At 40.7% G+C, this 13,731-nt stretch carries 8 protein-coding genes and 1 tRNA gene; 6 read left to right on the forward strand and 3 right to left on the reverse strand.

Annotated elements, in window-relative coordinates:
* The first annotated feature begins 6 nt into the window (after window positions 1-6).
* Window positions 7-519, forward strand: coding sequence for a DUF1735 domain-containing protein (locus tag AC1D0K_RS08310; RefSeq protein WP_477393234.1), 513 nt, complete (start codon window positions 7-9; stop codon window positions 517-519).
* An 18-nt stretch (window positions 520-537) separates the two neighbouring features.
* Entirely contained in the window at window positions 538-3,345 is a 2,808-nt protein-coding gene (locus AC1D0K_RS08315) for a M16 family metallopeptidase (protein WP_477393235.1), read from the forward strand.
* Here the strand turns inward: AC1D0K_RS08315 and AC1D0K_RS08320 are convergent.
* Together AC1D0K_RS08320 and AC1D0K_RS08325 are read right to left on the reverse strand one after the other, a co-directional pair.
* On the reverse strand, window positions 3,322-3,531 hold the full coding sequence (locus AC1D0K_RS08320; RefSeq protein ID WP_477393237.1) for a hypothetical protein: 210 nt from the start codon (window positions 3,529-3,531) through the stop codon (window positions 3,322-3,324). The genes AC1D0K_RS08315 and AC1D0K_RS08320 overlap by 24 nt on opposite strands.
* A gap of 688 nt (window positions 3,532-4,219) precedes the next feature.
* Window positions 4,220-4,293 (reverse strand) — tRNA-Met (locus tag AC1D0K_RS08325).
* A gap of 239 nt (window positions 4,294-4,532) precedes the next feature.
* Between AC1D0K_RS08325 and AC1D0K_RS08330 the strand changes: the two genes are divergently transcribed.
* The 3 genes from AC1D0K_RS08330 to AC1D0K_RS08340 all read left to right on the forward strand — a co-directional run bounded on the left by AC1D0K_RS08330 (window position 4,533) and on the right by AC1D0K_RS08340 (window position 7,868).
* Window positions 4,533-4,913: an START-like domain-containing protein gene (locus AC1D0K_RS08330; RefSeq protein WP_295720991.1), complete on the forward strand. Its 381-nt coding sequence runs from the start codon at window positions 4,533-4,535 to the stop codon at window positions 4,911-4,913.
* 110 nt (window positions 4,914-5,023) lie between these two features.
* Window positions 5,024-6,448 carry an LptF/LptG family permease gene (locus AC1D0K_RS08335; RefSeq protein ID WP_295720990.1) on the forward strand — a complete coding sequence of 475 codons (1,425 nt, stop codon included), beginning with the start codon at window positions 5,024-5,026 and terminating at the stop codon, window positions 6,446-6,448.
* A 214-nt stretch (window positions 6,449-6,662) separates the two neighbouring features.
* Entirely contained in the window at window positions 6,663-7,868 is a 1,206-nt protein-coding gene (locus AC1D0K_RS08340; protein WP_295720989.1) for a bifunctional 3,4-dihydroxy-2-butanone-4-phosphate synthase/GTP cyclohydrolase II, read from the forward strand.
* A gap of 188 nt (window positions 7,869-8,056) precedes the next feature.
* Here the strand turns inward: AC1D0K_RS08340 and AC1D0K_RS08345 are convergent, their stop codons facing one another.
* Window positions 8,057-12,445 carry a translocation/assembly module TamB domain-containing protein gene (locus tag AC1D0K_RS08345; RefSeq protein WP_477393240.1) on the reverse strand — a complete coding sequence of 1,463 codons (4,389 nt, stop codon included), beginning with the start codon at window positions 12,443-12,445 and terminating at the stop codon, window positions 8,057-8,059.
* Between the two features lie 233 nt (window positions 12,446-12,678).
* Here AC1D0K_RS08345 and tsaD point away from each other — a divergent pair, with 233 nt between their 5' ends.
* On the forward strand, window positions 12,679-13,680 hold the full coding sequence (gene tsaD / locus AC1D0K_RS08350) for a tRNA (adenosine(37)-N6)-threonylcarbamoyltransferase complex transferase subunit TsaD (protein WP_477393242.1): 1,002 nt from the start codon (window positions 12,679-12,681) through the stop codon (window positions 13,678-13,680).
* The last annotated feature ends 51 nt before the right edge of the window (window positions 13,681-13,731 follow it).

Here is a 13,731-nt window from a genome sequence, read left to right on the forward strand (position 1 = left end):
ATCAACATGAAAAAAATATCATTATATATTATCGTCCTTTGCTCGCTTACAATATTGCCGGGCTGTTTGAAAGATGATATCAAGCCTGACTACTCAGGCATAGAACCGATTATTATCAACCCATTGTCGAATTATCCAGGCAGATCCTTTTTCCCGATAATGTTGACAGATAGCGCACTCGGAACAAAAAAGCTGAATCTCAGGGTGACCTACTCATTTGTAGATGCGGCACCAAAGAACATTACTGTGACTTTAAAGGTAAATGATTCTCTTTCAATAGCTTATAACAATACTTTTGGGAAAAACTATATCAAATTGCCTGCTAACGCCTATTCGGTTGGTGATTTGCATGTGACTATTGCCAAGGGAGCGAACCAGGCCCAGCTACCGATTATTGTGGATCCAACAAAAATAGCTGGCTCAAATGATTATATCATCGCCTTTACAATTGTGAACGCCGATGGAATAAAGGTCGCTTCAAACTATCGGGATATGGTATACACATTAAAAGGCAAATAAGAAACTAAAAAATATTAAATGAAACTATTTAAAATACTCAAAATCGGGGTGCTATTAACCGGCGCTTTATTTACCAACCGGGCTTCTTCACAAGAGTTGCCACAGGACCCTGGCATCCTAAAAGGCCAGTTAAAAAACGGCTTTACTTATATTATCCGCAAAAATGCAGTACCGAAAAAAAAAGTAACCGTATATCTGGTGATCAAGGCTGGGTCAGTGCTGGAAAATGACAACCAGCGAGGTCTTGCACATTTTATGGAACACATGAGTTTTAATGGCACAAAGCATTTCCCAGCCAACAGCCTGGTGGAATTTTTGCAAAAAACTGGTGTACGTTTTGGCGCCGATTTAAACGCTTACACATCATTTGATGAGACAGTTTATCAGCTCCCGATAGCAGCAGATAATATGGCTTTAGTCGATCAGGCGCTGCAGGTGATACGTGACTGGGCGCAGGATGCTACACTTGATCAGGCGGAGCTCGATAAAGAAAGAGGTGTGGTTTTGGAGGAAGAGCGTATGCGTTCCGGCATACAGTCGAGGATAAGTGAGCGTATTCTGCCCATCCTTTACAATAGATCGAAATATGCCTCCCGTTTGCCGATAGGCGTAGATAGTGTTCTTAAAAATTTCGATCAGGAAACGATTCGTTCTTTCTATAAAGATTGGTACCGTCCCGACTTGGAAGGTATTATTGTGGTAGGGGATATAGATCCAAAGGCCATTGAACAAAAGGTTAAAGGTTTGTTTGATGATTTGAAAGCGCCTGCCGTCCCCAAAACCAGACCAGATTATCAAATTCAGTTGAACGGAATAAAACAGTATGCCGTGATTACTGATAAGGAAATGCAGGGATCGTCACTACAAATAATCTATAAATTTCCGCACCGGAAACTCAGAACCAATGCTGATTATCTAGACTATGTGAAACGCAATCTTTTTAACCTGGTGCTGGCTAACAGGCTTCAATCTGTTTATGAGAAAAATGCCGCGTTTTATCTGGGCGCCGGAGCCTCTGTGCAGCCAATTTTATCGAATGTTGACGCCCTAACAATAACCGTATCAACTAAGAACGGATTGTTGAAACCCGGTTTTCAAGCGCTTTGGCGCGAATTGACAAAAATCAGAGACAACGGATTTACCGATGTTGAATTAGAGACTGCGAAAACTTTTTATCTTTCGCGAGTTCAGGCGCAGGCTGACGAGGTGGATAAAGTACCAAGTGGCCAGTTGGCAGGCGAATACACCAGGTTGTTTCTCCAAGGAGAGGCCAGTCCCGGAGCACTAAAAGAGGCCGAATTAACTACCGCCTATCTTCCAACCATCAGCCCCAGTCACTTAAAACAAATGATGAAGCGGTATTTGGCCATGCCCGATCGTGATGTAATCGCCTTCGGACCCGTGTCTGCAAAAGACAAGTTACCAGTTGAAGCAGGACTGGCAGCCTGGCTTGATGAAGCCGATACGAGCACCGCGCCAACGGTCAATGCAAATTCCGGACAATCAGACACGGAGGCAAAACCATTACTCGAAACGATATCTTCTCCCGGCAAAATTATGTCGAGTAAGGATATAAAAGCCTTTAATGGTCGCGAACTCGTGCTGAGCAATGGCCTGCGGATCATTGTGAAGCCGACGAACTTTAAAAACAATGAAATTGCTTTCTCGGCATTTAGTCCCGGGGGTACTTCCGCAACTACGGATGCGGACTTCCGGTCGGCCTCTTTTGCAGCTGCAATCGTTTCACAAAGCGGTATCGGGTCATTTGGCAGCGAAGCCCTACGATTGAAGTTAACAGGTAAAATTGTTGGTGCGAGTCCATTTATCAACGAACGCTTTGCTGGATTGTATGGTACCACGAACATTTCAGATTTAGAGACCGCCCTTCAACTGGCCTACCTATATTTCACCAGTCCTAGGAAAGACACGGCCGTATTTCAAAGCGAAATAGGCAGACTGACCGCCTCTCTTCAAAATAAGATTGATATCCCTGATAACCAGTTTGCGGATACCGTAAATGCCGTTCTGACAAACAACGCCTACCGAAGGAAGCCGATTAGTCTCGATGAGATTAAGGAAATAGATCTCGACAAAGTACTTAAACTTTATCGTGAGCAATTTAGTGATGCGTCGAATTTTACTTTTGTATTCGTTGGAAATATAAATCTTGAAAAAGCAAAGCCTTTATTTGAAAAATATCTTGGCGCATTGCCGTCTTCGAATCGACACAACAACTGGCGCGATCTGAATATCAGAATCCCCCGCGGGCGGCTCACGAAAACTGTAAAGGCCGGCGATGAGGACAAAGCCACAGTATCTATGGTAATCAGCGGCGAATATCATTTTAGTACAGAAGAAAATTTGAAACTGGAAGGAATAAAACAAATATTGGAGATTCATTTATTAGAGAGACTTCGCGAAAAGGAAAGCGGAGTTTACTCGCCAAAGGTAAATTTGGATATATCCAACCATTTACAACAATATTCTTTTACCATATCGTTTACTTGCGCACCCACAAACGTGGACAAATTAATAAATGCGACTTGGGAGGAAATTGAATCAATTAAAGGTCAGGGACCTAGTGCAGACGACATGAAAAAATTCCAGAGCGAAGAAAATGCAGTCATCGAAAGTAGCATGGAAAGCAATCCGTTCTGGTTAAGCTACTTGACCAATCAGTATCAAAATCAAGAAGACATCGACGCTATTGAAAAGCACCGCGAACTACTTAAGTCATTGAAAAGCGACGCCTACCAAGATGCCGCTCGCCGTTATTTGACAGACAGGAATTATATCCGCCTTTTAAAACTGCCGAAAGACCGATAAAAACGCTGTAACATAAGCTGGTTTTAACGAAGTGAAGCCTGTGACTGCGGTCACGGGCTTTTTTTTTGTGAGGTAGTAGCAAAAACCGGCCCGATCGACCATGTTATCAAAACGGATCTCATGTCCGCTCCAGGCTGCAACGTAATTTTCAACAATAGTCACGATACCACTTTCAATTTTTCTCATGTTTTCTGCTATTCAATTTCCCACCATACCCACCAATGTTACCAGAATTCAACGAATTGAAAATTAAATCCATGCGTTTATGCAATACAAGGCGATGGGACGATATTTCATAAATTTATAAAGCTGTGATGAAATAAAGTACCGCCACGATATCAATTTATTTTAGGGCCAACATCGCCTTCGGCTCTAACGGCATTTTTTTTATTAGTCAGCCTGTTTTTAGGCTAAACAGATAAAGAGCGCAGCTAATATCTTGCCGAACGTGGGCGGTGGAGCCATAAGTCAACTAATTGTCGTTTACGACTGAATGGCGAGTTGGTAGAATTCGATTTGGGAGCAACCATAGTATTAAATACCTCTCTGTTTTTTATAAACCTATTATTGATAATTTATCTGTAATAGTCGCTTCTTCTTCAAAGTTTCAGACCGAAAAATGATAATCATTCTTCTTTTAGATATTAGAAGAAGTGAGATTTTGCGTGCTATATCAATTGTTAATCGGCATTATTTTTTATTGGAAATTGATAAAAAGTTGGTAAAAAGCAAGCAATTTCTTATATTTATATAGCGCTACAAGGGATGGTGGCGCTTGTTAATTCATTTCGTGCAGCAGCTGGTGTGTATGAACATTGTATGACCAGAAACAATGAAGGCTGCTACAATTTCTTGTAACAGCCTCATCTTCAGGTAGCGGGGAGCAGGATCGAACTGCCGACCTTAGGGTTATGAATCCTACGCTCTAACCATCTGAGCTACCCCGCCGTTTTTATTGAACTTTGCTTGCCAAAGTCTGCTTGCCATCTTATTTCTGCTTAAGTCGCCTTAAGCTTCGTGGCATCCTTTTTAATTCAAAGCTCTGTTTTTATGGTTGTTAAACCGAGCGACAACGTTTATAAAACAATTGTCTTCCTTAAAAAGGTTTGCAAATATAGCAGAAATTCGTTTTCTTTAGAAAAAATGTTAACATTTACTGCTTAACCCGTTTTCAAGTATAAACTTAGATGTCCGAAAAAAAGAAATTTACTATAGAATATGAGATAAAATCATCTCCAAGAATACTGTTCACCTTCTTGAATGAGCCTAACGGGTTAGCACAATGGTTTGCCGATGATGTTAATGTACGCGACCAGGTTTATACGTTTACATGGGATGATGAGCCTCAAAAAGCCAAGCTTATCACCGTGAAAGAAAATAAACTGGTAAGGTTTAAATGGGTTGATGACGAACCGCAATGCTATTTTGAGATGGAAATTTTGCAGGATGAACTTACCAATGATGTTGCATTAGGTATTACTGATTTTGCTACCGAAGAGCTGATTCCCGAACGCAAACTTATTTGGGATAACCAGATTGATTACCTCATAAGTGTATTAGGCGCCTAAGGCAAACTTAATTTTAGCTAATTTTGTATTGTGAAACGTTAATTTTGCGTTAATGAAAATTAACCTGCAATAATGTGCGGTTTTAATCCTGTAAAATACAAATTGCCCCGATGAAGAAGATCCATCTTTTACTGCTTAAATCATTTATAAGGCCTTTTGCAGTTACGCTTTTCATTGTGATGTTTGTGTTGCTGATGCTGTTTTTGTTTAAATACATTGACGATTTGATAGGCAAAGGCTTTGCCTGGTACACCATCCTCGAGCTGATGATGTATAACTCGGCAACCAACGTGGCTATGGCTTTGCCCTTATCAGTATTGCTATCAACCATTATGACCTATGGCGCGCTTGGCGAAAATTATGAACTGGTAGCCATTAAAGCTGCAGGCATTTCGTTAAGCAGGGCAATGTATCCTATGGTTGTTATTATATCCATATTAAGTGCTGCTGCCTTCTTTTTTTCTGACTATATGCTGCCGGTAGCAAATCTTAAATATTTTTCGTTGTTGTATGATGCCCGTCAACAAAAATCAGCCGATTTATTGCCAGAGGGGGTTTTTAGTGCAAGTTTTCCGGGCTATACTATCCGGGTAAAAAAGAAAGATCCTGATGGGCAGCGTTTGTATGACATCATGATATACAAAAAAAATGATGAGGAAAATAATACAGAAGTTACCCTGGCCCGCGAAGGAACTATGTTTCGTACCATGGGCGATAAATACCTTGTTTTAAAATTAAAGGATGGTGTAAACTACGTGGAATCAAAAAGCGACGGCGCCAACTATAACATGCGCCAACGCTTAACCCGGTTTAGATTTACGGAGAGCGAACAAAAGTTTGATCTATCCGGCTTTAGACTTAAGCGTACTGATGAGAACGAGTTTAAATCGGCCTCGCAAATGATGAACCTCAGTCAGCTAAGAAAGTATATTGATTCAAGCCAGCATGCGGTAACTGCGGCAGTTGTTATGAACTATAAGCTAATTACCCCCTATATCAAATATTTTAGCATGCCTTCAAAGTCTGCTAAAAAAATAAAATATATTCCTGCAGATAAGGATCTGTTGAAAGGGATGACCATAAGCAACCAGGTAATGACACTTTCAAGCGCCGCATCCGAGGTGCGTTCCATAAAGGATGTGCTAAAAAACCGTACCGATAAATATAATTTTGATTCCATGACCATTCGCAGATATGCGTCTGAGGTGCAAAAGAAATTTACGCTGTCGGCTGCGTGTATCGCCCTGTTTTTAATAGGTGCGCCGCTTGGTGCAATTATCCGCAAAGGGGGCCTGGGCTTGCCGGTTGTAATTTCGGTAGTGTTTTTCCTGATCTATTATATCATATCAACCATAGGCGAAAAATCTGTTAGGGCCGGTAACGTTTCTACATTTTTTGGCATGTGGATAGCCATCATCGTGTTAACGCCCATAGGCTTGTTCCTGTCATACAAGGCGGCTACTGATTCGGCATTATTTGATATGGACGTTTATAAACGGCTTTTCAATAGATTATTTAAACGTAAAACGGCTTAAATAGCTGGAAGAATAAAGGGTAAAAGATGAGAAAGCCTGCTTCTGCACTTTTCATCGTTCATCCTTGTTGTTTTTTCCTCTTGATTATGGGAAAACACATTGGGGATGATTTTACACAACACCGACCAGAATCATTTTAATAAACTTTAAATTTGTTTAAACTTTAAATATACCATGGCACCCTTTTAAGCTTGCCGTACGTAATACATATACAATGTTAAATACAATACAAGAAGCTATCGAAGATATAAGGTCAGGTAAAATGATCATTGTAGTTGATGATGAGGATCGCGAAAATGAAGGTGATTTTTTAACAGCAGCACGTAATGCAACTCCCGAAGCTATAAATTTTATGGTGCGCTATGGCCGCGGCCTGGTATGCGCGCCTATTACTAAAGATCGTGCACGTGAGCTTGATCTTGAACCTATGGTGAGTCATAATACCACCTCACATGAAACCAACTTCACCGTATCTGTTGATTTGCTTGGCCACGGCTGCACAACGGGTATTTCGGCTACAGACCGTTCAAAAACCACGTTAGCTTTAATTGATCCCTTAACCAAACCAGAGGACCTGGGAAGGCCGGGACATATTTTTCCGCTGATTGCCCAGGATGGTGGCGTTTTGCGCAGAACCGGGCATACCGAAGCTGCAATTGACCTGGCTGTTTTGGCAGGGTTTGAACCAGCCGGCGTGATTTGTGAAATTATGAAGGAGGATGGTGATATGGCCCGTTTGCCAGATCTGTTGGTGATGGCAAAAGAATTTAACCTCAAAATTGTTTCTATAAAAGACCTTATTGCCTACCGCTTAAGTGCAGAAACGCTGGTAAAAAAAGAAGTATCAGTACAAATGCCAACCGAATGGGGTGATTTTGAAATGATAGCTTATACGCAGCTTGATACCGGCGAAAATCACCTTGCCCTTGTAAAGGGCACATGGGAACCCGGTGAGCCTGTTTTAACACGTGTGCATAGCTCATGTGTTACCGGTGATATTTTTGGCTCTTGCCGCTGCGATTGTGGTCCTCAGTTGCACAAAGCGATGGAGATGATAAGCAAAGAGGGTAAGGGCGTGGTTATTTATATGAACCAGGAAGGACGAGGTATTGGTCTTATCAATAAATTGAAAGCCTATCACCTGCAGGAAAATGGTTATGATACTGTTGAAGCCAATATAAAACTTGGTTTTAAAATGGATCAGCGCGATTATGGTATCGGCGCGCAGATATTGCGGAGCCTTGGCATTTCAAAAATGCGGCTAATGAGCAACAACCCTAAAAAACGGGCCGGCTTAATTGGCTACGGATTAGAAATAGTTGAAAATGTGCCTATCGAGATTGCCTCAAATCCTCATAATGAATTATACCTGCGCACCAAACGCGATAAAATGGATCACGCTATAATGCGCGATCATTAATTGGATGTGCAGGTTTTAGATGTGCAGATTTCAAATTTCAGATGTGCAGATAAAATAAAAAATGGAGGTTGATGTTTATCGGCCTCCATTTTTTTATTGATAAATTGTTCAATCAATCTGCACATCTGAAATTTGCACATCTGCACATCCTTCATCAATCTGCACATCTAAAACTTGCACATCTAAAATCAATCATCCTCATCCGGCTTTGTAACTATCGGCGTTGAATTGTTAACCGGTGCAGGGGTTACAGGAGCCTGGTTGCGTTTACCGCTTCTGAAAAGGTTACGGATAAACTCGCCAAATGTGTCAAAGTCCCGTTGGTATACCAAACCAATACCGCTCACATATTCGGGCTGCAGGGTTGTGGTGATACTGTTTAAGGTAGTACTATTTAATACCCTGTAGGAGTATCTGGCGGTAAGGTTGCCATCTTTCCTGATCTGGTATAGCGTTTCAAAATCCTTTGTAAGTTTGGAGTTGAACAGGGTTGTGTTATTGTTGTTGAATATGTCGTTTGATCCTGTATTGGTGTACAAGCTCCCGCTAAATGATAGCCTGTTATTAAAAAACCTAAACGATGCATTGGCTTCATTGATCGACCTGATGTTTAAATCGAAATTCTTTACGTTTGATTGTGCTATCAGGCTATTTAGCTTGTTAAATGCAAACTCACTTACCGCTTCGCTGGCTGTGCTAAAAACCTGGTTGGTTAAGCTACCGTTATTACCCGAGTTAAAGCTGCGGCGTACAATAATACTAATGGCCTGCTGGCTCCTGTTATTGGCATCGGCAAGGTAGGTGGCCACATCATCCTTAATTGATGGATCGGTAGGGAAGTTAAAGTCAAAATCAATAGTAGGTTGTAATAAAGATTTTGTCAAAATCAACTCGGCCTGTACAAGTACCTGGTTGGTATTTGCCGATTGCAGACCAGCTGCCGTATAAAGTGGGGCCCGGCTTGTACGTACCTCATATAAGGCCTTCAGGTTTATCTCGGCGTTTGATGGGTTGCCAGTCCACCGTATGGTACCGCCCTGGCTCACGGTGAAGTTTTTACTGATAAAGTTTTTTGCAGTAAACTCAAACTTACCCGTGGTTATCAAAAAGTCGCCGTACATTTCAAAGTCGCCAAGGCTGTTAATGTTCAGCTTTAGGTTGTGGGCCACACCGCTGCCTTCCAGCTGTCCGTAATCGGTAGCTATCTTAACAACTGTTTTTTCATCAACGGTTAAATCAAAATTAAGGGTAACGCCGTTAAAGGCACGCTCTTTAGCAACAACCTTCGCGGTATCGCTATGGCTCACAAATTTTATAAAGTCAAAATCACTTGTTGTTGATGATGTATTAAGCGGGATGTTGAAAACCGTGCCTGCTTCGGTACTGGCGGTAATATCTATTTTCATATTATCCACCGGCCCCCTGAAACTAAATTTACCCGTACCGTAAGCAGTACCGTAATAAAGGTGATTATCTTTAAAAGTAGTGCTCAGCGCCATCAGGTTTTTAGCAATAAGTTCAACTTCAATATCGGGGTTTGATATATTGTTTAAATCAACAGTTCCGTTAGCTGTACCTGTACCGCCGCGCCTATCCTTTAATACCATGTTATCAATTTTAATAACACTGTTTTCAACGTTTAATTTTGTGTTTACGGTGTACGCGGTTTTTAAATAGTTAACCTTAACCCCGGTATTTATTAAAGTTACATCGCCATTTAGTTGTGGTTTTAAGGGACTTCCGGTAAGTTTTAAATTGGTAGATACGTTTCCTTTAATATCTGAAACCAGGTCTTTGATAAAAGGCTCAAAAATGATGGCTTCTGTTTGGTTCATTTTTACGTCAAAATCAAGGTTATCTTCCGTGTCCTTCCCAAAGGCGTAAATTCCGCTCAGGTTCATGGTTTCAAGTCCGCGATTTACGATATTAAGTTTCATATCCGCCTGTTTGCGGTCATTACCCAGCGTTGATACCAGTTTTACATCACCAATAAGGGTTTTGTTCATGGTAAGCGAATCGATAGTTAAATGCGCATCAACCCCCGGCGACTTGGTGATGCCGGTAAGTTTAACGTCCCCATTAAGTGCGCCTTTTAAAAATATCCCCGAGGTTTTGGTAAGCTGGTTAAGCGTACGCATGTTGAATTTCTCAAACGATAGCTTAAGCTCATCCGCTGGGTTATCTGATATAAACCCGTTTATACGTACCTTTTGTATGCCATTCGATAGCTCGAAACCCGATACCTGTGTTTTGCCATCAAGGATGCGAATGCTTACCTGCTCCTGTATCTTCCATTTTTCTTTCTCCAATATCACATCTGATGGCAGCAGTTTGAGTTTGGCGGTGGCATCGCGGCCAAATTCAACAAGGCCATAAAGATCCAGCTGATTTACCGCGTTTTTGTCAGATAGCTTAATGTTAAAGTTGAGGCTATCATTTTTAAGGAAGTTGGTAATGTTGATGTCTTTTATAAACAGGCTGTCTGTAAGATCAATCCGGCTTAAGGAAAGGTTGAGGCCAAGCAAATTATCTGATGTGCTTTCGTCAATAATAAAATCGTGGAAAATTGTTTTACCGTATTTTATGGTTTTAATATAGCCCGATAGCGTAGCTGTTTTATTCCTTGAATCAAACTTGCCGGTAATTGTTCCCCGGTCTGGTATTTTTAAATCGGGTACAAATATTGCCGTAAGCGGATCGAGGTTTTTAATGGTGAGGTTAAAATCAAATTGCTCGGGCTTTGGGGGTACAATAGTGGTTTTTAAAGATGGGATATATTTTTTAACGATGGTTTTAAAGTACGATGGCAGTGTTGCCAGGTCAAAGCTGCCTTTAATATTGGCATCTGCAAAATCAGAATTCAGGGCTATTTCTCTCGATTCGCCCATGCCATTTGCAGAAATATACAGCGAATCAACCAGGTAGTTATTGCGTGGGTCAATCACTCTAACCGGCGATAGCAGGATATTGCCCTGTAAGTTTTTAAGATCATTACCAGAGAAAGCTGTTTTTAACTGGGCGCTTATGGTAATGGTATCCTTTATGAGTTTTAATGCATTTAATTTGGCGTCCTTAATGGTTGCCGTAAGATCATAGGATGGAAGTTCGGGGTTTAAATTAACTTTTCCATTCAAATCAAGCTTTACGTTTTTATCATTAATGGTGATATGCCCGTTAGCCTGTTTTTTTATAAAAGAGCCTTTGATTGTTAGGTTATTATAGGTGTAGTTATTAAAGTCGATGTATTTGATTCGGGCATCTCCCTGTTCGCTCAGTGTTTTGATGTCGTTTCCACTGCCTTTTATATTTGATGTAAAAGTGGTGCGGCCCAGAGAACTCTCGTCAAGCAGCGTTCCAAGGTCAAAGTTGAAGGCATCCAGTTTGCCGCTATAGCTGGGGTTGCCTTTTTTGTCTATCTTTAAATTGATGTCTGAATCGAAGCGGCCAAGTTTGGTTTTAAAAATACCATATGCTACAAAATCATTTTGTAAACCTGTGAACCTGCCGGTGAAATTGATATTGCCGAACTTATTTACAATATCGGGAACTTTAAGGTTTGGCTGACCGGAAAAATGGCTTATGAGATAGTCAATATCTTTTTTATTGGAAGCGATCTGGTCGAACTTTAGTTCAAGAACGGTGTTGTTCCAATCCGGCAAACCTCTTAAATTAAAATCACCCTTTATAAACGTAGCCTGGCCGGCAGTGATGGTGACACCTTTGGATTTTAGATTGCTTACCGGCCCCCGAGCGCGTCCTTCTAAGCCAAGATCAAAGCTTACCTTTTCAAGTCCACTTGTAAAGTAAGCTATATCTGCCGATGATACACGTGATGATTTAAAATCGGCATCCATGTAAACCTTACTTGTAAATTCATTAAAATCGTTAAATGATTTAAACCGCATCCTGAAATAATCTTTCAGATCGGAGTGCCCTGTTTTAATATGAAGGTTTTGCGCCAGGATCTGGTTGGTATCAATAGTGAGATTGGAGCGTAGGTTTTTAACATAGAAACCACTTTTTTCCTGCAGCGTTAATTTTTGCACATTGGCCTTAAACAGGTGGTTTTTGAGGTCCATTCCCAATAATACCGTGCTGAAGTGTTTAACATCGATATCCTCAAAATTAACCTGTGGCATTACTGTATCAACCAGCTGATTTTTATACCTGAAATGAAAGTTGTTAATAACAATCTTATCAAAATTAAGCGTCCAGGGTTTACTGATAGTTTTGGCGGTATCGCTTTTGGCAGTACCGCCCGAGTTGAAGTAATCAATAATAAATTTAAGGTTGGTGGTGCTATCTTTTTGTTTTTTGAGGTAAAAGGAGCCGTTGTCCAGCTCAATATTTTCAAAATTGATAACACGCTTTTTTATGCTGTTAAACAGCGAGAAACCGTTGATATCTACAGCAAGCTTAGGTGTGTTTAACAGGGTATCCTTTTTTTTATCAAGGATATATAATCCCTCAATAACAACGGAGCTAAAAGGCCTTATGTACAGGGTTTTTATAGATACGGTGGTTTTCAATTCATCCGACAAATATTTGGCCGCTTTTTTAGCGGCCCAGGTTTGCACGGGTTTATATTGAAAAGCCAATAAAAGTATGCTCAGTGTCAATAATATCAACAACACCAGCCCGAATACTATTTTGAGTGCTTTTTTAATAACTTTGTGTTTTTTAATTAGTGAATTGCTGAATTGTTGACTTAGTGAGCTTTTCCCTTCATTTACAATCTAATTGAATGATAGTTTGGGAAATATTCATAAATCGCAAATTAGCTGATTCAATAAATCAATAATTCATAATCGTGCCTGTAATATTAGGAATTGAATCTTCATGTGATGATACCTCGGCCTCTGTTTGCGTTGATGGTGTAATATTGAGCAATGTTATTGCCAATCAAAGCATTCACGAAGCATATGGGGGCGTTGTTCCTGAGCTTGCCTCAAGAGTTCATCAGCAAAACATTGTTCCGGCCGTTCAACAAGCATTATTGAACGCAAAAGTAAACAAAAATGATATTGATGCAGTAGCTTTTACGCGCGGTCCGGGACTTTTAGGCTCACTTTTAGTTGGGGTATCGTTCGCAAAGGGATTTGCGCTGGCTCAAAAGGCTCCGCTTATTGAAATAAACCACATGCAAGCCCACATATTGGCGCATTTTATTGGTGATCATAAACCAATATTCCCTTTTTTGTGCCTTACGGTATCTGGCGGGCACACGCAAATAGTGTTGGTGAAAGATTATTTTGATATGGAGATCATTGGCCAGACTTTAGATGACGCTGCCGGCGAGGCCATGGATAAAACCAGTAAGATTTTGGGCTTGCCATATCCGGGTGGGCCGTTGATTGATAAATACGCACGCCAGGGTAATCCTAATGCGTATAAATTTCCGGAACCACAGATCCCCGGATTTAACTTTAGTTTTAGCGGCCTAAAAACATCCATACTATATTTCATAAGAGATAATGTGGCAAAGAACCCTGATTTTATAAGTCAAAACCTGCCGGATATTTGCGCCTCTGTTGAAAAACGGATAGTTACGATATTACTGAATAAGCTACAGAAACCTGCAAATGAATATGGTATAAAGCAGTTAGCTTTGGCAGGTGGAGTATCGGCAAATACCGGTTTAAGATTAGGTTTAGCAGATCTTTGTGAAAAAAATGGTTGGGAAAGTTTTATTCCAAAAATGGAGTATTGTACTGATAATGCGGCCATGATTGCCATTGCAGGTTACTATAAATATTTAAAAGGAGAATTTGTAGGGCAGGAAATTGCACCTATGGCGAGGATGATATTTTAAGCCCCCCAGCCCCTAAAGGGGAGGAGGCTTGAATAGTAATCATTAACTTTG

The sequence above is a fragment of the Mucilaginibacter sp. P1_A3 genome (assembly GCF_056406855.1).